At 67.4% G+C, this 18,745-nt stretch carries 13 protein-coding genes; 5 read left to right on the top strand and 8 right to left on the bottom strand.

What is annotated here, in order from left to right:
* Positions 1-34: 34 nt before the first annotated feature.
* Both BES08_RS11485 and pabB read right to left on the bottom strand, forming a co-directional pair.
* Positions 35-1,201 carry a pyridoxal phosphate-dependent aminotransferase gene (locus BES08_RS11485; RefSeq protein ID WP_036526879.1) on the bottom strand — a complete coding sequence of 389 codons (1,167 nt, stop codon included), beginning with the start codon at positions 1,199-1,201 and terminating at the stop codon, positions 35-37.
* A gap of 152 nt (positions 1,202-1,353) precedes the next feature.
* The gene (gene pabB / locus BES08_RS11480; protein WP_069708357.1) at positions 1,354-3,150 is read right to left on the bottom strand and encodes an aminodeoxychorismate synthase component I; all 1,797 of its coding nucleotides are present in this window, start codon (positions 3,148-3,150) and stop codon (positions 1,354-1,356) included.
* Between the two features lie 180 nt (positions 3,151-3,330).
* Here pabB and BES08_RS11475 point away from each other — a divergent pair, with 180 nt between their 5' ends.
* Positions 3,331-4,929: a helicase HerA-like domain-containing protein gene (locus BES08_RS11475; protein ID WP_069708356.1), complete on the top strand. Its 1,599-nt coding sequence runs from the start codon at positions 3,331-3,333 to the stop codon at positions 4,927-4,929.
* Positions 4,930-5,060: 131 nt separating this feature from the next.
* On the top strand, positions 5,061-7,661 hold the full coding sequence (locus BES08_RS11470) for a M1 family metallopeptidase (protein WP_069708355.1): 2,601 nt from the start codon (positions 5,061-5,063) through the stop codon (positions 7,659-7,661).
* 26 nt (positions 7,662-7,687) lie between these two features.
* On the opposite strand, the gene BES08_RS11465 is transcribed toward BES08_RS11470, so the two are convergent.
* The 5 genes from BES08_RS11465 to BES08_RS11445 all read right to left on the bottom strand — a co-directional run bounded on the left by BES08_RS11465 (position 7,688) and on the right by BES08_RS11445 (position 13,113).
* Complete coding sequence (locus tag BES08_RS11465; protein WP_069708354.1) at positions 7,688-9,139, bottom strand: sensor histidine kinase; 1,452 nt, start codon at positions 9,137-9,139, stop codon at positions 7,688-7,690.
* On the bottom strand, positions 9,139-9,882 hold the full coding sequence (locus tag BES08_RS11460; protein ID WP_069708353.1) for a response regulator: 744 nt from the start codon (positions 9,880-9,882) through the stop codon (positions 9,139-9,141). The genes BES08_RS11465 and BES08_RS11460 overlap by 1 nt, the downstream gene beginning before the upstream one ends.
* Before the next feature lie 32 nt (positions 9,883-9,914).
* Positions 9,915-10,673, bottom strand: coding sequence for an EF-hand domain-containing protein (locus BES08_RS11455; protein ID WP_069708352.1), 759 nt, complete (start codon positions 10,671-10,673; stop codon positions 9,915-9,917).
* A 210-nt stretch (positions 10,674-10,883) separates the two neighbouring features.
* A complete protein-coding gene (locus BES08_RS11450) occupies positions 10,884-11,279 on the bottom strand; it encodes a cupin domain-containing protein (RefSeq protein WP_069708351.1) in 396 nt (131 codons plus the stop codon).
* A gap of 1 nt (position 11,280) precedes the next feature.
* Positions 11,281-13,113 (bottom strand): aminopeptidase P family protein, encoded by a 1,833-nt coding sequence (locus tag BES08_RS11445; RefSeq protein WP_069708350.1) that lies wholly within the window; start codon positions 13,111-13,113, stop codon positions 11,281-11,283.
* A gap of 50 nt (positions 13,114-13,163) precedes the next feature.
* On the opposite strand from BES08_RS11445, the gene BES08_RS11440 reads away from it, so the two are divergent.
* On the top strand, positions 13,164-15,227 hold the full coding sequence (locus BES08_RS11440; protein ID WP_420873437.1) for a S9 family peptidase: 2,064 nt from the start codon (positions 13,164-13,166) through the stop codon (positions 15,225-15,227).
* 103 nt (positions 15,228-15,330) lie between these two features.
* A complete protein-coding gene (locus tag BES08_RS11435; RefSeq protein WP_069708348.1) occupies positions 15,331-15,720 on the top strand; it encodes an acyl-CoA thioesterase in 390 nt (129 codons plus the stop codon).
* 94 nt (positions 15,721-15,814) lie between these two features.
* Here the strand turns inward: BES08_RS11435 and BES08_RS11430 are convergent, their stop codons facing one another.
* Positions 15,815-17,572 carry a cation:proton antiporter domain-containing protein gene (locus tag BES08_RS11430; RefSeq protein WP_069708347.1) on the bottom strand — a complete coding sequence of 586 codons (1,758 nt, stop codon included), beginning with the start codon at positions 17,570-17,572 and terminating at the stop codon, positions 15,815-15,817.
* Positions 17,573-17,944: 372 nt separating this feature from the next.
* Between BES08_RS11430 and BES08_RS11425 the strand changes: the two genes are divergently transcribed.
* A complete protein-coding gene (locus tag BES08_RS11425; protein ID WP_069708346.1) occupies positions 17,945-18,745 on the top strand; it encodes a hypothetical protein in 801 nt (266 codons plus the stop codon).

Genomic DNA, 18,745 nt, shown 5'->3' with positions numbered 1-18,745 from the left:
CCGCTTGCGGGAGGGGTTGGGGGTGGGCCTTACCTCAACCCACCGCTTCGGCAATCCGCCTGCAGGCCTCTATCAGCTTCGCCTCGTCCGCCGCGAAGCTGATGCGGAAGCCGCCCTTGCCGCCGAAGGCCGAGGCCGGCACGATCGCAACGCCGTGGTCCAGCAGGTGCAGCGCCAGCTTGGCGTCGTCACCGAAGCGCTCCATCAACGGCGCGGCATCGACCATGCAGTAGAAGGCGCCGTCGGGCACCGGCGTCGACAGGCCGGGGATCGCGTTGATCGCCGAGACCACCAGATCGCGTCGGGCGCGGAAGCGTTCGCACCACTGGCCGAGGAAATCCTGCGGCCCCTCGAACGCGGCGACGGCGGCGGCCTGGCTGATCGAGCAGGGATTGCCCGAGGAGTGCGACTGCAGTCGCTCCATCGCCTTGATCAGCCACTCCGGCCCGGCGGCGACGCCGATGCGGAAACCCGTCATCGCGTGGCTCTTGGAAACGCCCGAGACGGTCAGGATGCGGTCGGCAAGGTCCGGGCACAGGTTCGCCAGCGTGGCATGCGGGCCGCCTGTATAGTTGATCGGCGCGTAGATATCGTCCGACAGGACCAGCACGCGCGGATGATGGCGCAGCACTTCGCCGATGCCGAGCAGCGTTTCCGCAGGCAGGCAGGCGCCGGTTGGGTTGCCGGGGCTGTTGAGGAGCACCCACAAGGTATTCGGCCCGATCTGCGCTTCGAGGTCTGCGGGCGTGAAGCGGAAGTTGTCCTTGGCGTGGGTGTGCAGCGGCACCACCTTGCCGCCCGCGAAGCGCACGATTTCCGGGTAGCTGACCCACCATGGAGCAGGGACGATCACCTCGTCACCCTCACTGATGGTTGCAAGCATGGCGTGGAAGATCGCCTGCTTGCCGCCCGCGCTGACGGTCACCTGCGACACGGGAACCTCGATCCCGAGGTCGCGCGCGAAGTGCAGCGCGGCGGCCTGCTTGAGCCGCGAGGTGCCGCCGACCGGCGTGTATTTCGTCTGGCCGCCGTCGAGCGCGGCCTTGGCGGCCTCCAGCACATGCGGCGGAGTGGCGAAGTCGGGCTCACCCACGGAAAGCGATATGATGTCGCGCCCCGCTTCGCGAAGCTGGGTGGCGCGGTCGGTCATCGCCGTGGTCTGCGACGGGGCGATGCGGGAAAGGGCGGTGGACAGGTGCATTGTGGGGCGTCTCTTAGAACAGGAGCCGAGGATCGCAAAGCATCGTCCGGCGGGGGCTTCGACAAGCTCAGCCTGAGCGGAATTTAAAGACCTGCTCTCAAAACCGCTCAGGCTGAGCTTGTCGAAGCCCCATCAGGCCGAACATCTACCATTTACAGCAGCCGAGCCGGGATCAGCCCGCGCAGGGCATTGCCGATGAAGAACCCACCCGCCAGATCGTCCAGCGTCAGCTGCGCTTCCACCGCGCGGCCCGAATCCAGCAGCGAACGGCGCAGCACGCCCGGCAGCAGGCCCAGCGCCGCGGGCGGGGTCAGCAGCATGCCGCCGCTCTCGACGAACAGGTTGGTGAAGCAGCCCTCGGTGACGAGGCCGTCGTCGCGCAGCAGGATCGCCTCGTCCGCGCCGTTCGCGCGCGCCACTTCGAGGCCCTTGTCGTAGAAGCCGCGATCGGTGGTCTTGTGGGCGAGCCGCCAGTCGCCGCTGTCGACCGGCAGGCGCAGTGCCGCGACGGTGGCGGGCTCCGTCAGAGGAGCGGGCAACTCGGACAGTTCGAGCGAGAATGCCCCGGTCCGGCCGACCACAAGGCGCAGCTTCGATGCGGCTTCCGCCTCGAAACACAGCGCCTGGATGGCGTTGCGCACCGCATGCCGGTCGAAGCCGAAGCCCAGCGTCGCGGCGCTCGCAGCTATGCGTTCAAGGTGCGGCTCAAGCAGCGCGATGCCGTCTTCGGGCGTGAAGCGCATCGTCTCGATCAGATCGAAGCTGGCAGGCGACACCACTTCTCCGGCAACCTGCACTTGCGACTCTCGCACGAAACCCCCTTTGACCAGACATTCCCGCCATTCGGGAAGCGCTTGCGAATCCGCGACCACGGCGGACCCGACCCCTAGGACAGCGCGACCGTCACGGTCGAGACGCAGAGTGCGGATTGCCACATTGAAAGCCGCATCGCCAGAGGGTTCGAGATAACCGATAGAACCGCAGTAAAGCCCGCGCGGTGTCCGCTCGGCTTCGGCGATCAGTTCCATGGCGCGGATCTTGGGCGCTCCGGTGATCGAGCCGCAGGGGAACAGGGCACGCAAAAGGTCGAGTCCGCCGCGCCCCTCGGGAAGCGTGGCGCGCACTGTTGAGACCATCTGGTGGACGGTGGGGTAGCTCTCGATCGCGAAAGGGTTTTCCACCCGGACGCTGCCCGGCTCGGCCACGCGCGACAGGTCGTTGCGCATGAGGTCGAGGATCATCAGGTTCTCGGCGCGGTCCTTGGCGCTGGCGGCAAGATCGGCGGCCAGCGCGGCATCGCCGGCGGCATCGCGGCCGCGCGGGCGGGTGCCTTTCATCGGGCGCACTTCCGCCTCGCGGCCCGAAAGGCTGAAGAACAGCTCCGGCGAGAAGCTGAGGTGCCAGCGCGCGCCGTCGTGGATGACCGCGCCGTAACCGGCCGCCGCGCGCGGGCGCAGCGCGGCGTAGAGCGCCAGCGGGTCGCCGCTCCACGGGCCTGCAAGCGGCAGCGTGAGGTTCGCCTGGTAGATGTCGCCCGCTTGAATCGCGCCGTGGATAGCGGCGAAGGCCCGTTCGTAGCCGCCGAGATCGACTTGCGGCTCCAGCGGCCCGATGGCGGGGCGCTCCGGCCCGGCACCGGCGACCAGCCAGAGCGGGACCTGGGCGGGAGAAAGCGTCTCGTACCCCTCGAAGGCGCCGAACCACAGCAGCGGGGCACCGGTTTCCCGCAAGCGCCCGGCGAGGCGCGGTTCCAGCGCCAGTCCGGCCTCGTAGGTCATGTAGCCCGCCAAATGCAGGCCCTGCCGCGAGAGGGCCTGCAGACGCTCCAGCGCGGGCAGCACTTCGTCACCGCGCATCGCCACTACGGTTTCGCGGGCGCCGCGGTAGAGCCGGGCATCGGCGGCGCCTTCGCTGCGGGCGTCATCGAGGAGGACGAAAGGGTCGGTCATGGGATCGGGCGGGCCTTTAGCGGGAGTTTGCCGCTGTGCACACCCCGCTGCGACTAACTACGCCTGCGGCTTCGTAAGTCTCGCTCCCCTCCCGCAAGCGGGAGGGGTTGGGGGTGGGCCCTTCCGCAGCACCGATTGCCACGCTACACCCATGGTGCGACAGGGCTTGGAGACGACGGGATGAACGAGATTTTCCTCGGACTAGGCGGCGATGGAGAGCGGCAGGTGCTGCGCCTTGGCCGCGCCAACCGCCATGGCCTGATCGCGGGCGCGACCGGCACCGGCAAGACGGTGACCCTGCAGACCATTGCCGAGCAATTCTCCGCTGCCGGGGTGCCGGTGTTCATGGCCGACGTGAAGGGCGACCTCTCGGGCGTGTGCATGGCCGGGAGCCCGCAGTTCAAGAACGCCGCCATCCTGGAATCGCGGGCGAAGGAGATCGGCATCGCCGACTATGCCTACGCCGACAACCCCGCGGTCTTCTGGGATATCTACGGCGAGCAGGGCCATCCGGTGCGCACTACGATCTCCGAGATGGGACCGCTGCTGCTGTCCCGGCTGATGGACCTCAACGAGACGCAGGAGGGCGTGCTCAACATCGTCTTTCGCTATGCCGACGAACAGGGCCTGCTGCTGCTGGACCTCGAAGACCTGCAGGCGATGCTGACGTATGTGGGGCAGAACGCCGCCGATCTGGGCGTCAAGTACGGCAACGTGTCCAAGGCGAGCGTCGGCACCATCCAGCGCCAGCTCCTCGCGCTCGACAGCCAGGGGGCGGCGCAGTTCTTCGGTGAGCCCGCGCTGGAGATCGCCGATTTCATCAAGTGCGACGATCAGGGGCGCGGCTACATCAACGTCCTTGCCGCCGACAAGCTGATGCGCAGCCCGAAGCTCTACGCCACGTTCCTGCTCTGGCTGCTGTCCGAACTGTTTGAGGTGCTGCCCGAAGTCGGCGATCCGGAAAAGCCCAAGCTGGTGTTCTTCTTCGACGAGGCGCACCTGCTGTTCGACGATGCGCCCAAGGCGCTGCAGGACAAGGTCGAGCAGGTCGTTCGCCTCGTCCGTTCCAAGGGCGTGGGCGTCTACTTCGTGACGCAGAACCCGATCGACATTCCCGAGGAGATCGCCGGGCAGCTCGGCAACCGCGTCCAGCATGCGCTGCGCGCCTTCACCCCGCGTGACAAGCGCGCGATCAAGGCGGCCGCCGATACCTTCCGCATCAACCCGCAGCTCGACGTCGAGGCGGCGATCACCGAGTTGAAGGTGGGCGAGGCGCTGGTCTCCACGCTGGGCGACGACGGCGCGCCTTCGGTGGTACAGCGCACGCTGGTGGCGCCGCCGCGCTCGAGGCTGGGGCCGATCACCGACAAGGAGCGTGCGATCGTCCAGTCGATCAGCCCCTTCGAGGGCAAATACGACACCCGCGTCGACCGCGAGAGCGCGGAGGAAGTGCTCGCCGCCAAGGCCGCCGACGCCGCCGCCACTGCGCAGGAGGTGGAGGAGAAAGGCCGCGACGAGGTCGCCAAGCAGGAGCGCAGGAGCCCCGGCCTGTGGGACGGCATCGGCGGCAAGGTCGCCAAGGCCGCCGCCGGGGCTGCGGCCGCCAGCGCCGGGTCGATCCTCGCGCAGACGATGCAGGGCAAGAAGAGCCGCGCCAGCCCCAAGGCCTCGGCCGCCAGCGCCGCCGCCGGGACGGTGGGTGATGCGCTGGGCAAGGCGATCGGCTTCCCCGGACTTGGCAGGTTCGCGCGCAATCTCATCGGCGGATTGATGCGATAGTGCGAAGGCTCGTCGTCCCGGACTTGATCCGGGACAGGTGGCGATCCTTGGGCAGAAGCGCGTTGCACGCGCTGGCCGGCGGCCGGGTCACGGCCAGCGGTCCCGGATCAAGTCCGGGACGACGTATCGTGATGCTGCTTGCCCTTCTGTTCGGCAGCATGACCGTAGCCGCACAGGCGCAATCGGTCCCGCTCGGGCGGCTCGACGACACCGCCAAACCTGCGGCCTACCGGCTGGACCTCACCATCGATCCGTCTCGCCCGCGCTTTTCCGGGCATGTCGAGATCGACGTCATGCTCGCCGCGCCCGCCTCTTCCATCGTGCTGCACGGGCGCGGGCTCGACGTGTCGCGCGTCATTGCGCGGGCAGAGGGCCGGTCGATTGCCGGGCGCTGGCAGCAGATCGACCCCATCGGCGTCGCGCGAATCGCATTCCCGGAAGACCTGCCCGCCGGGCCGGTCACGCTGGCCTTCGATTACGGCGCCCCCTTTGCCGACGGACCGGCCGGACTTTTCCGCGAGCAGGTCGAAGGCGCATGGCATGTCTGGTCCCATTTCGAGGCGATCGATGCCCGCGCCGCGTTCCCCGGCTTCGACCAGCCCGGCTTCAAGACGCCCTTCACCCTCACCCTGCGCACGCCCAAGGGCCTGACCGCGATCGGCAATGCGCCCGAAGCCGGGCCGCCGGTCATCGAGAACGGGCTGGAGGTGCACCGCTTCGCGCCCACCGCACCGCTGCCGACATACCTCGCCGCGATGATGGTCGGCCCTTTCGCTTCGCTGGCGGGGGAGGCGAAGTCTTTGCCCCTGCGCATCGTCTCGACCCGCCAGAACGCCGACAGGCTGGCTTTCGCGCTTGACGGTACGCGCCGCATCACCGGGCTGCTGGAGGATTATTTTGGCACGCCCTTTCCCTTCCCCAAGCTGGACCAGATCACCACGCCGGTCCTGCCCGGCGCCATGGAGAACGCGGGCGCGGCGCTCTATCGCGACGACCTGCTGGTGGTGGATGCCGGGGCGCCGGTCACCCGCCAGCGCGCCTTCGGCACGATCGTGGCGCACGAACTCGGCCATCAGTGGTTCGGCGATCTCGTCACTCCGGCATGGTGGGACGACTTGTGGCTGAACGAGAGCTTCGCCAACTGGATCGGCTACCGCATCGGTGACGCCTGGCGCCCGGACCTCGGCATCGCCCGAGATGCGCTGGGCACCGGATTCGAGGCGATGGAAACCGACGCACTCCTCGTCGGTCGGCCGGTGCACCAGTCCATCGACGACAGCCGCCGGATCGAAACCGCCTTCGATGCGATCACGTACGGCAAGGGCGGCCACGTCGTTGGCATGGTCGCGGCATGGCTGGGCGACGAGCGGTTCCGCGAGGGTGTGCGCCGGTATATCGCCGCGCATGCGGGGGGCACCGCCACCAGCGAGGACTTCTTCGCCGCGCTCGCCGAAGTCGCGGGCAATCCCAAGCTGGTGCCGGCGATGCGCAGCTTCGTCGAGCAGCAGGGCGTGCCGCTCCTTGCCATGCGGCGCGACGGGGACCGGGTCATGGTCACGCAGTTGCGCTACACCACGGCGGGCGTCGCGCCGCCCGAAACGCGCTGGACGATCCCGCTGTGCCTGCGACGCCGGGATGGCAAAGGGGGAGAAGCGCGCCGCTGCTTCATCATGGACCAGCACACGCAGAGCTTCATGCTGCCCGGAGAGGGGCCGGTGTTCCCCAACGCGGGCGGCACCGGCTACTACCGCTTCGAGCTGACCGCCGGCCACTGGCAGGAACTGATCGCCGGGGCCGACCGCCTGCCGGGCGGCGAGGCACTGGCGCTGGTCGATTCGCTCTGGGCTTCGATCCGCGCGGGGCGCGGCACCATCGGCGAGATGGCGCGGCTGGAGCGCAGGCTCATCCGGCACCCCGATCCTCATGCCGCCGACGCCGCCGACAAGGCGCTGGCGAAGCTGGTGCGCGAGAACATCGTCGGCGCACCGGGACGGCGGGGGTTCCGGCTCCTGCGCGAGAAGCTCTACGGGCCGCTTCTGAAGGAGTATGGCTTCGACCCGCGCGCCGGCGTTTATGCGCATGAGGGAGCAGCACGCGCGCAGCGGCGGGTGCAGGTGGTCAATGCGCTCGTCGGCACCAGCGCCGGGCGGCAGCTGCGAAAGCAGCTGGGCGCGGCTGCTGTGGCTTACCTGGCGGGTGATGGGGCTGCGCTTGACCCCGCGTGGTTCGACCATGCGTTCGATCTGTACCTTTACGACCGCGATGGAGCGGCGGTGCGCACGCTGGTGGACAAGGCGCTGGCTTCGGAGGACCCGGTATTTCGCCCGGCAGCGCTTGGCGCGGCGGCGCGCACGGGCTTTCCGGCGATGGCGGCGTGGCTGCTTTCGCTCGACGATCCGCGCCTGCGCGAGAGCGAGCGGCGCGATCTGCTCGACGGTATCATGGCGCGCAGTGCCAGCCGCGAATATGGCTACGCCTGGGCGCTGTCCCACGTCGGGGCCTTGCTCGGCGGGGCGGACGGGCAGGCGGTTTCGACGCGCCTGCCGCAGATGCTCGGACGGTTCTGCTCGGTGGCCTGGGCGGACCGGATCGCGCGGGATTTCAAGGCGGCGTTCGCGGCGACGCCGGGGGCGCTCGAACTGGACCGCGCGGTCGAGCGGGTGCGCAACTGCGGGCTGCTCGACGACATGATGGGGGCCCAGATCGACGCGGAATTCGCGACGTTGCGGTAAGGTTCCTGCCCGAGCCGGGGAGGCACTCAGCTCAGCGGCAGCTCCAGTCTCACCGTCAGTCCTTCGACCTCGCCGGTGGGCGAAAGCCGGTTTGCCAGCACCAGAGCGCCGCCGTGCTGGTCGGCGATGGCCCGCGCCAGAGCCAGACCGAGGCCCGCCCCGCCGGTCGCCTTGTTGCGCGAAGGGTCGCCCCGCACGAAAGGATTGGTCATCGCCTCGATCTCGTCGTCGGGGATGCCGGGGCCGTCGTCCTCGATGCGGATCACCGCATGGTCTCCGTCCTTCTCCAGCCCCACCCTGGCACCGCCGCCGTAGCGCAGCGCGTTGTCGATGAGATTGCGCAAGGCGCGCCGCAGCCAGGTCGAGCGCAGTTCGAGGACGGTGCGCTGGGTGTCGCCGAGATCGACCGGCTCACCCATGTCCTCGTATTCCTCGACGACCGAGGCCACGAGCGCGGAAAGTTCGGTACGCTCGCGCGGGTCGCTTGGGCGGCCGACGCGGGCGAGCGAGAGGATGTCGTCGAGGGTGCGCACGATGTCCTCGATCGTCGCGGCCATGCGGCCGCGCTCGGTATCGTCCTCGACCGATTCGATGCGGACGCGCAGGGCCGCGAGCGGGGTCTTGAGGTCGTGGCCGATGGCGCCCAGCATCACGTCCTTCTCATCCAGCATGGCGACGATGCGCGCTTCCATCGCGTTGTGCGCGACGATCAGGCGCTGCATGTCGTCCGGCCCGCTGGGATCGAGCTGGCCGGCCGAGCCGGGGCTGACGGCGAATTGCTCGACCCGGCGGGTGAGCGCGGCCAGCGGCCTGGTGATACGCCGCAGGATGAGCGCGACGGCGCCGACGAGCACGAGGTAGATGATCACGGTCTGCACGATCAGCGGGCGGATCATGACGTTGAAGGCGCGCGGGCTGCGCACGCGGGCGACCATCCAGCTGGTCTTGCCTGGCTGCTTGACGCCGACCACCAGCAAGTGATCGTCCATCATCTCGCTGACTTCCGGCCCTTCGAGCCGACCATGCGCGGCGCGTTTGTAGGTATGAGTGCGGGCGAACGCATCCCGGCCGACGGTGCGGTGGACGACCACGATCTGCGAAGCGGGAAAGTCCTGTTCGGCCAGCGTGTGCTGCAGCCGCTCTTCCATGTCGGCGTCACGCTTTTCGCCGGTGCGCAGCGGGGAGCCCTCGCTGAGTTCCAGCGGGAAGCCGCGCAGGGGCGGCCCACCGAAAGGCGCGCGATCCCGGTCCCGATCGTTGCCGCGCAGCATCCGTCCAAGGGCACCGCGTCCGCGCGTCTCGGCAATGAGCTTGAAGGCGACGGCATTGCTCATGCCGGCCTCGTAGCCCTCGCGCTGGGCGCGGTAGACGAGCAGGGCGCCGATGCCCTGCACCAGCAGCAGCGCCGCCGCCACCGCGAGCAGCATCTGGCCCATCAGGCTGCGGGGCCTGATCACGGAAGGGATCGCAAGGCGCATCAGTCCTCTATCGGTACGCGGCGCACGTCCGCCGCCAGCATGTAGCCGCCGCCCCAGACCGTCTGGATAAGCTGGGCGTTGCGGCTGTCCTGCTCGATCTTGCGGCGCAGGCGGCTGACCTGGTTGTCCACCGCGCGGTCGAACAGGTGCGCCTCGCGGCCCTGCACCATGTCGAGCAGGCGGTCGCGGTTGAGCACTTGCCGGGGGTGTTCGAGGAAGGCCATCAGCAGCCGGTATTCCACCGAGGAAATGGCGACGACCGCGCCTTCGGCATCGATCAGGCGGCGCTTGAGCGGATCGAGCCGCCAGCCCTCGAACTCGAAGGCCTCGTTCTCGACCGGCGCGGGCGCGGCGCGGTTGGCGCGGCGCAGGACGCTGCGCACGCGGGCGACCAGTTCGCGCGGCTCGAAGGGCTTCACGACGTAGTCGTCGGCGCCGATCTCCAGCCCGACGATGCGGTCGGTCGCCTCGCCGCGCGCGGTGAGGAAGATCACCGGCACGTCCTGCGCCTCGACCAGATGGCGGCAGAGCGACAGGCCGTCCTCGCCGGGCATCATGATGTCCAGCAGGACGAGGTCGAATTTGGCGTCCCGCAGGCGCGAGCGGGCCTCGGCCGCGCTCGACGCCTGGACGACGGCGAACCCCTGCCGCGACAGGTAGTCGCCCAGGGGTTCGCGAAGGGAAGCCTCGTCGTCGACGAGCAGCAGCTTGGCCGGAGAAGGAGCAGGCGCGGTATCGTTCATCTCTAAATCCATGGCGTTACCGCGCCTTCCTGTCAGTTCGCAGCCTTCTTGTCAGCCTTCTTGGTCTCCCAGCGGGCCTTGCGCTCGTCCATGTGCGCCTTGCGGGCGGCTGCGCGCTCTTCCTTGGTCACCTTGCCGTCGTGGTTGGTGTCCTGCGCATCGAAGCGCTTGAGGGCAGCGGCAATGAATTCGGCCTGGGTGACGGCGCCGTCGTTGTTGGCGTCGGCCTGCTTCTCCATCATCTTGCCGCCGCGCGGACCGCCGAAGCGACCGGGGCCGCCGCGGCCCATCTTGCCGCCGTGCATACCCCCGTGCATTCCGGCGCGCATGCCGTCATGCTCGCCGCCGGGAGGGGGCGGGGGAGGAGCGCCGTCTTCACCGGCGGGAGGCGGGGGCGGGGGGCCGTCCATGCCGTCAGGACCGGGGCCGCCGGGGCCACGCCCTTCGGGACCGCGATCGGCCATGAACTCAGCCTTGGAGATCGAGCCGTCGCCGTTGGTATCGAGCTTCGCGAACATTTTCTCGCGCATCTGCTGGTGCATCAGTTCGCGGTCGGCCTTGTCGAGCTTGCCGTCCTTGTTGACGTCGAGCTTCGCGAAGAGTTCGGTCGCTCGGGTCTGGGCCTCGGCGCGGGTGATCACGCCGTCGCCGTCGGCGTCCATCCTGGGACGCTCCATGCGGGGCTTTTGCGCGGCAGGGGCGTTGTTTGCCGGGGCCTGGGCGCAGGCCACGCCGCCGATCGTCAGTGCAGCAGCCGAAAGGCCGAGCAGCAGGGTCTTCATCGAGGTCATGTGTCTTGTCCCGTAACAATTGGATGAGAGCCACAGGACAGCAAGGGAAGGGAGGGGGAAGAACTGTCCTGCGACTCTCTATGATCCTGTCTAAACGCCGGTTGTCGCGCAGTTGTGCCGGGACATGCGTTTATTGTCGTCAATTGTCACAAGTAGAGCGGGGCGTTCATCTGCAAGCTATCCCTCCCCGCGCTTGTCTTGGAGGAGGATTTAGCGCGGGCGGCCCTGTGTGCCCATTCCCGCCGTCACGAACAGCGCGCTCACGGGTTGCGAGACGTCGGCGGTGTGCCACACGCCCGCCGGGTTCACGATGTACTGCCCCGCCTGCAAGGTCTCGGAATGGAGGCGGCCATCGGGATATTCCTGGATCAGCGTCATTTCGCCGGAGAGGCACACGACCAATTCGTCGCCCTCCGGGTGCATTTCCCACGAATCCCAGCTGGTCGAGAAATCGTACATGCTGACGAGGCGGCCCTCCTTCCCATCGGCTGCGGTGCGCTCCCCATAGGCTGCGTACCAGTCCATCCCGGTGAAGGCAGGCTGGTCCGCGACCTTCGCACCAAGGCCGAGGTGGACCGGATAAGTGCGAAGGTCGCGCGCCGTCATCTCAGAGCGGCTCGCACTGGGCACGCAGCCAGTCCAGAGCGGCCGCCGAATCCGGGCCCTCAAGCTGCGGCGCCACGATCTCCAGCACCCGCGCGTGATAGTCGTTCCACCACGCGATTTCGGCTGGAGATAGCAGCGATGTGTCCACCAGGCGCCGCTCAATCGGCACGTGGGTGAGCGTCTCGAAGCCGTAGTATTCGCCGTCCGAGCCCGCGATCTCGCGCTTTTCGACGAGGATCAGGTTTTCGATGCGGATGCCGTATTCGCCGGTCTTATAGTAGCCCGGCTCGTTCGAGAGGAACATGCCCGGCAGCAGCGGCTGGTCGGTGCCCGCCTGCCCGCCCGAGGACTTGGCGATGCGCTGCGGCCCTTCGTGGACGGCAAGGAAGCTGCCGACGCCGTGGCCGGTGCCGTGGGCATAGTCGAGCCCCACCTGCCACAGCGCATGGCGCGCCAGCACGTCGAGCTGGCTGCCCGCCGTGCCCTTGGGGAAGACCGCAAGGGCCAGCGCGATGTGGCCCTTGAGCACGCGGGTGAAGCGGTCCTTCACTTCGGCGAAGGGCGCATCAGGCCCGACCCAGACGGTGCGGGTGATGTCGGTGGTACCGTCGAGGTACTGCCCACCCGAATCGACGAGGTAGACCGAGTTGGGCTCCAGCGTGAGGCTGGTCTCTTCCGACACGCGGTAGTGCGGGCTCGCTCCGTTAGGACCGGCGCCGGAGATCGTGTCGAACGACAGGTCGCGCAGGCTGGGATCGACGGCGCGCAAGTCCTGCAGTTTCGCGGCGGCTGACAGTTCGGTGACCTCGCCCTTGGGCGCCTCGACCGCGAGCCAGTGCAGGAAGCGCGTCACGGCGGCGGCGTCGCGACCTTGCGCGGCGCGGTGGCCGGCCTGCTCGACAGGGTTCTTGACGGCCTTGGGCAGCACTGTGGGATCGCGTTCCTCCACCAGCGTGGCACCGGCGGCGCGAAGTTCCTCGAAGATGGCGCTGACGGCGCGCTCGGGGTCGACGGCGACGCGCTTGCCCGCCAGTTCGCGCAGGCCCTGGGTGAAGGCGGCGCGCTCGCGCACATTCACCGCGTTGCCGAGGTGGCGGCGGACTTCGTCGGTCACCTTTTCCCCGGCGATGAACAGGTCGGCGGTGCCGTCCTGCCGCGCGATGACGTAGGACAGCGCGACGGGGGTGCGGTCCACGTCAGCGCCGCGGATGTTGAGCAGCCAGGCGATCGAATCGAGTGCGGTGATCACCGTCGCGTCGAGGTTCTTGGCGGCGAGCCATTCGGAAATGGCGGCGCGCTTGGCCTCGCTCGCCTCGCCGGTGAACGTGTCCGGGTGGACCACGGCGGGAGCGGCCGAAGGGGCGGGCTGGTCTTGCCACACGGCATCGATCGGGTTGCCCTCGACCGCGATCAGCGCGCCGCCCTTGGCCGCGAGCGTGGCTTCCACCGCCTGCGCCCACTTCGAGCCGTGAAGCCATGCGTCGTAGCCGATCCGCGCGCCCTTGGGCGCATGCTCGGCGAGCCATGCCGGAACGCTGGTCGCAGGCACGCTTTCGTAGGCATAGAGCCTGCCATCGACCTGATCGCGCACCTGCAGGGTATAGCGTCCGTCCACGAACATGGCAGCGGCAGGCGAGCGGCCTGCGTTGGTCAGCACAACGGCGGTTCCGGCCGAGCCGCCGAAGCCGGTCAGCCATTCCAGCCGCTGGGCATAGGCGCCGACGTACTCGCTCATGTGCTCGTCGGAGATAGGGATCACGAAGCCATCGAGGCCGCGCGCCTTCAGTTCCTTGCGGAGCGCATCGAGGCGGGCTTCGTGGGTATTCATCAGCATGTCATGGGTTCCGGCTTGCGGGGGGTATTGAGCAATCATAGATGGTGCGCATGGCAGATTCCACCCCGACCCTCATCGGTCCCCCGCAGGCGGCGAAGAAGCCGCATTCCTTCACCCATCACGGCGTCACCGTCAGCGACGACTACGCCTGGCTGCGCGATCCCGGCTATCCCGAGGTGAAGGACAAGGAGGTCCTCGACCATCTCGAGGCGGAGAACCGCTGGTTCGAATCGAAGATGGACCAGCACAAGGGCCGCATCGACGCGCTGTTCAAGGAAATGCGCGGCCGCATCAAGGAAGCCGATTCGTCGGTCCCGCAGAAGGATGGCGACTGGCTCTACTGGATCGAGTTCGAGGAAGGCGCCGAATACAAGAAGTGGTGGCGCAAACCCGTCGCGGGCGGCGAGCCCGAACTGATGCTCGACGAAGTGGCGCTCGCCGAGGGCAAGGACTACTTCCGCCTCGGCGCGATCTCGACGACGACGGACGGGCGCTTGCTCGCTTACGCGTATGACGACAGCGGGTCGGAGCGCTTCACCGCGCGGATCAAGGATCTGACCACCGGCGAACTGCTGCCGGACGAGATCCCCGGCACGCTGTCCTCGCTGGTCTGGGTGGCGAAGGACAAGGGCCTCGTCTACTCGCTGGCGAACGAGCAATGGCGTACCGACAATGCCCGCCTGCACTGGCTGGGCCAGCCGGTGGAAGACGACGTCGAACTTTACCACGAGGACGACGAAGGTTTCCGCGTCGGCTCCTCGCTCTCCTCGAACGAGAAGTGGCTGCTGATCGGCACCAGCGACCATGAGACCAGCGAATGCCGCATGGTCCTCGCCGACGATCCGCTCGGCGAGCAGATTCTCGTGAAGGCCCGCGTCAAGGGCGTGGAATACGATGTCGATGAGCGCGGCGACGTGCTCTACATCCACACCAACGACACCCACGAGAACTTCCGCCTCGCCACCGCGCCGCTGGCGAACCCCGGCGAGTGGACGACGCTGATCGAGGGCACGGACGAGTTTTACCTGACGGGCTTCGATCTGTTCCGCGATTTCTACGTGATCGAGGGGCGCCGCGCTGGTCTCGACCAGATCGAGCTGCGCTACTACGACGATCCGGCGCGGATCGAGCCGATCGCCTTCCCCGAGGCGAGCTACTCGGCGGGGCTGTCCAACAACCCCGAATGGCACATGGAGACGCTGCGGCTGACGTACGAGTCGATGGTCGCGCCGTCTTCGGTGATGGATTACGACGTCGCGGCGCGCACGCTCGAGACGCTCAAGGTCCAGGAAATTCCCTCGGGCTACGACGCTTCGCTCTATGCCACCGAGCGGCTGGAGATACCTGCGCGCGACGGCACCGCGATCCCCGTTTCCATCGTCTATCGCAAGGACCGGACGGGAGCCGGGCCGCTGCACCTCTATGGCTACGGCGCTTACGGAATCGCCATCGATCCGGGCTTCTCGATCTCGCGCCTCAGCCTGGTCGATCGCGGGTTCGCCTATGCCATCGCGCATATCCGCGGCGGTGACGACCTCGGCCGCGCGTGGTACAAGGCGGGCAAGCTGGAGCGGCGCGAGAATACCTTCAACGACTTCGTCGATGTCGCCAAGGGCCTGATCCAGCGCGGCTTCACCGAAGCGGGCCGGATCAGCATCTCCGGCGGCTCGGCGGGCGGTGAACTGATGGGCGCGGTCATCAACTCCGACCCCGAGCTGTTCGGCGCGGTGGTGGCGCACGTGCCCTTCGTGGATGTGCTGAGCACCATGCTCGACGACACCCTGCCGCTGACGCCGGGCGAGTGGCCCGAATGGGGCAACCCGATCGAGGACAAGGCCGCCTTCGATCTGATCCTGAGCTACAGCCCCTACGATCAGGTCAAGCCGCAGGCCTATCCGCCGCTGATGGTGACTGCGGGCCTCAACGACCCGCGCGTAACCTACTGGGAGCCCGCGAAGTGGGTCGCGAAGCTGCGCGAGGTGAAGACCGACGGCAACGAACTGATCCTCAAGACCAACATGGGCGCGGGCCACGGCGGCAAGTCGGGCCGCTTCGAGAGCCTGAAGGAAACGGCGGAGGAGTTCGCCTTCATCCTGTGGCAGCTGGGCGTCTGACCCTTCGACAAGCTCAGGGTGAGCGGGGCTGGCGCAAACCTCCCATTCCCGCTCAGGCTGAGCTTGTCGAAGCCCCCACGCCGATCTAGCGAGTTCATCCGTTATGACCTTCACGCTCACCTTCACCGCGTTGCCCGAGCACATCGATGTGATGGGCCACGTCAACAATGCGGTGTGGGTGCAGTGGATGGAGGCGATGGCGGGCGCGCACTGGGCCGCCGTCGCCCCGCCTGAGCATCAGGAGAAGTACGCTTGGCTCGTCACCCGTCACGAGATCGATTACCGCGGCAACATCCGCGAAGGCGAGAGCGTGACCGGCGAGACCTTCATTCCCGAAGGACCGAGCGGCGCGCGGTTCGACCGGCGGGTGGATTTCCGTAACGCGGCGGGCAAGGTGATCGTCTCGGCCCGCACGACATGGGCGATGATCGACATCGCCTCAGGCCGGCTGATGCGTGTGCCACCGGAAGTGGCGGCGCCTTTCGTGGGCTGACCACCTTTCGTCACCCGCGAGCGTAGCGAAGCAATCCAGGGCGGCTTGATACTGCTCTGGATTGCTTCGCTGCGCTTGCAATGACGACACCTAGCTACCGCCGGTCCCTCGGCCGCTGCGTGATGATGTGCTCCCGCGCGGCACGCACGTCGCCGCCTTCGTACTGCACGGTCAGGCGTTCCTTGTCGCTCTTGCGGTACATCTGTTCGGCGCGATCGATGTCGCCGAGCGCCACGTCCAGCCCCTTGAGCGCCTTGCGCGCCAGCACCACCGCCGATTCCATCACCTCGCGCGCCATCGAGGCGATCGGCGCGTCCTTCAGCCGCACCAGCGCGCGGCGGTCGAACACGCGGGCGTGGACTTGCGCATTGGGGAAAGCCTGGTGGACGGCCTGCAGGAACGGCTCGGTCAACTGGTCGCCGTCGATGCAGAAGACGATCAGTTCGGCCTCCGCCGCGCCCGCCTGCCGCAGCATGTCGATGCGGGTGCCGTCACCGAACCAGACTTGCGCGCCGAAGTCCCGGGCGATGTCGATCATCTCGATGTCGGTGTCGATCATCGTCACCGGAATGTCGGCGGCGATCAGCATCTGCGCCACCGTCTGCCCGAAGCGGCCATAGCCCACGACGATCGCGTTGGCGCCGTCCTCGTGCGGGCCCTCGCGGACTTCCTTCTTGCCCTCGGGTCGTTCGCGGATGCCGCGCGTCGCCATCATCAGGAACGGCGTGGTGACCATCGAGAGAGTGACGATGGCGCTGAACAGACTGGTCGCCTGCGCATCCACCAGCATCGCATTGCTGGCCTGCGCAAACAGGACGAAGGCGAATTCACCCCCCTGACTGAGCAGCAGGCCGAGCGCGAGGGCGCTGCGCCACTCCATCCGGAAGGCGAGGCCGAGCAGGAAGATGATGCCGCCCTTCACCGCGATCAGCGCGAGCGCCATCGCCATGACGAACAAGGGGCGTTCGGCGATGGCCGAGAGGTCCAGCATCATGCCCACCGACATGAAGAACAGCCCCAGCAGGATCGCGCGGAACGGTTCGACGTCGGCCTCAAGTTCGTGGCGATAGGGCGAATCCGCCAGCATGACGCCTGCGATGAAGGCGCCAAGCGCGGTCGAAAGGCCGAGCGCCTGCATCAAGGCGCCCGAGGCCATGACCGTGAACAGCGCGGCGAAGACGAACATTTCGCGCTCGCCGAGGTTGCCGATCAGGCCGAACAGCGGCCGGATGACGAAGCGCCCCGCGAGGATCAGGCCGACGATGGCGGCGACCGTCTCCAGCCCCAGCACCCATCCCGGCGGGCCGGAAGGCAGCGCCGGATTGCGGTTCATTGCCGCGATGATGGTGATCAGCGGGATGATCGACAGGTCCTGGAACAACAGGATCGCGAAGGATCGCTCGCCGAACGGCGTGTGCAGGCGCCCGGCGCTCTGCAGCATCGGCAGCACCTGCGCGGTGGACGACAGCCCCAGCGGCAGACCCAGCGCCAGCGAGGCCTGCAGGCTGAAGCCGGTGAAGAAATAGATAACGGCCGAAACCGCCAGCCCGCACAGCACCACCTGCAGCAAGCCGAGCCCGAAAATCTCGTGCCGCATCTTCCACAGGCGCGCTGGCGCGAGTTCGAGCCCGACGATGAACAGCAGCAGGGTGATGCCCAGTTCGGCGATGCCCATCTTGCTTTCGGGATCGCCGACGAGGTTCAGGACATAGGGACCCAGCACCGCGCCGGTGGTCAGGAACCCCAGCGTGGCGCCGATCCCCAGCCGCCGGAACAGCAGCACGAAGCCGAGCGCGGTTCCCAGCAGGAAAAATCCGTCGCGCAGCAGGAATGCCTGGGCATGTTGTTCCATGAAATCCTTCAGCGGTTCTTGGGTGGACGGACCTAGTTAGATAAGTAGTGCGCTGAGGCCAAGCTGCACTTCGGTTTGGGGTGCATGAATGCTGGAAAAGATAATGTTTCTTATGGTTTGATCTTGCCATGGGCGTCGCCATGGCCGATCCAGCTCTCAGGGAACCTGCAACCGGGGGTGTAGATGAAATTCGGGCGATTGCCGCTGTTTGCTCTCATGTGTCTGGCGATTTCCGGGTGCGGCGGATCGGACGGTTCATCGTCTACGCCATCGGCTACGCCAACGTCAGTCCCCACGTCCAGCCCAAGCCCGACACCGACGCCACCTGCAAGCGGTGAACCGACATTGCTGTCGCTGACGGCATCGACACAGTTGACTGGCTACGAGGGTGACAACGGCTATGCGCGCAACGGCAGCGGGCTGGTCACGGCGGTCAACAGCACGGTGTTCGGCCCGGGCACGCCGATCACCTATGACGCGCAACGAGGCAGCTTCACTTACAGCGCTTCCGGCTTCCTCTATTATGGCATGCCGAGCATCGGAAGCGGCACGCTCTCGCTGGCCAGCGGGCAGTCGGACGCGACTTATGCGGTCTATACCGGGGCTAGCAACGGCGTGAGCTTCAATGTGCGGCAGTTGCGAATGGGCACGAGCAATCCCGGCTTGCCCTTGCAGTTCTCGTCGATCGCGCTGGGGCAGACGAGCTACACGAACACCGCGACTGGCGAGACACTGCACGGCGTCGTGCCATTCGCATTCGGTATTCCGTTCGATGCTTACCGGACCACCGTGACTGGCGCTGCGGTCTACGAAGGGCTGGTAATCGGCAATGCCCGGGGCGTGGGAAGTTCCAATGTCTATGCAATAACGGGTACGATACACCTTTCGATCGACTATCAGACGACCGCCTTTACCTGCTATCTTGACCTTTCAGGTACGAACGATCGAACCGGGGAGAAAGTCACCTTTTCGCGCATGACGATCACGCCTTTTCCGCCGCGCGGGGTGCTCGACACGCTGGGCGGCGATGCCGGAAGAAACAGTCGGTTTCAGGCCAACTTCGCCGGTGCCACGGCGCAGGAAGTGATGGGAGCATTCGAGAACGAGGTCAGCGATCCGGTTGCGCCGCAGACCTCGATACGGATCAGTACGGCTTTCGCCGCCCGCAAGTAG

This window comes from Novosphingobium resinovorum (genome assembly GCF_001742225.1).
Lineage (GTDB): Bacteria > Pseudomonadota > Alphaproteobacteria > Sphingomonadales > Sphingomonadaceae > Novosphingobium > Novosphingobium resinovorum_A.
Note: the sequence above shows the minus strand (reverse complement) of the source record. Positions and strands in the feature narration are given on the sequence as shown.

Excerpts from the sequence above, each read along its gene's own strand:
- BES08_RS11445 (WP_069708350.1), bottom strand. The coding sequence starts at position 13,113 with ATGCTGATGAATACCCACGAAGCCCGCCTCGATGCGCTCCGCAAGGAA.
- BES08_RS11430 (WP_069708347.1), bottom strand. The coding sequence starts at position 17,572 with ATGGAACAACATGCCCAGGCATTCCTGCTGCGCGACGGATTTTTCCTG.
- BES08_RS11475 (WP_069708356.1), top strand. The coding sequence starts at position 3,331 with ATGAACGAGATTTTCCTCGGACTAGGCGGCGATGGAGAGCGGCAGGTG.
- BES08_RS11470 (WP_069708355.1), top strand. The coding sequence starts at position 5,061 with ATGCTGCTTGCCCTTCTGTTCGGCAGCATGACCGTAGCCGCACAGGCG.
- BES08_RS11450 (WP_069708351.1), bottom strand. The coding sequence starts at position 11,279 with ATGACGGCGCGCGACCTTCGCACTTATCCGGTCCACCTCGGCCTTGGT.
- BES08_RS11465 (WP_069708354.1), bottom strand. The coding sequence starts at position 9,139 with ATGCGCCTTGCGATCCCTTCCGTGATCAGGCCCCGCAGCCTGATGGGC.
- BES08_RS11455 (WP_069708352.1), bottom strand. The coding sequence starts at position 10,673 with ATGACCTCGATGAAGACCCTGCTGCTCGGCCTTTCGGCTGCTGCACTG.
- BES08_RS11485 (WP_036526879.1), bottom strand. The coding sequence starts at position 1,201 with ATGCACCTGTCCACCGCCCTTTCCCGCATCGCCCCGTCGCAGACCACG.
- BES08_RS11435 (WP_069708348.1), top strand. The coding sequence starts at position 15,331 with ATGACCTTCACGCTCACCTTCACCGCGTTGCCCGAGCACATCGATGTG.
- BES08_RS11440 (WP_420873437.1), top strand. The coding sequence starts at position 13,164 with ATGGCAGATTCCACCCCGACCCTCATCGGTCCCCCGCAGGCGGCGAAG.
- pabB (WP_069708357.1), bottom strand. The coding sequence starts at position 3,150 with ATGACCGACCCTTTCGTCCTCCTCGATGACGCCCGCAGCGAAGGCGCC.
- BES08_RS11460 (WP_069708353.1), bottom strand. The coding sequence starts at position 9,882 with ATGAACGATACCGCGCCTGCTCCTTCTCCGGCCAAGCTGCTGCTCGTC.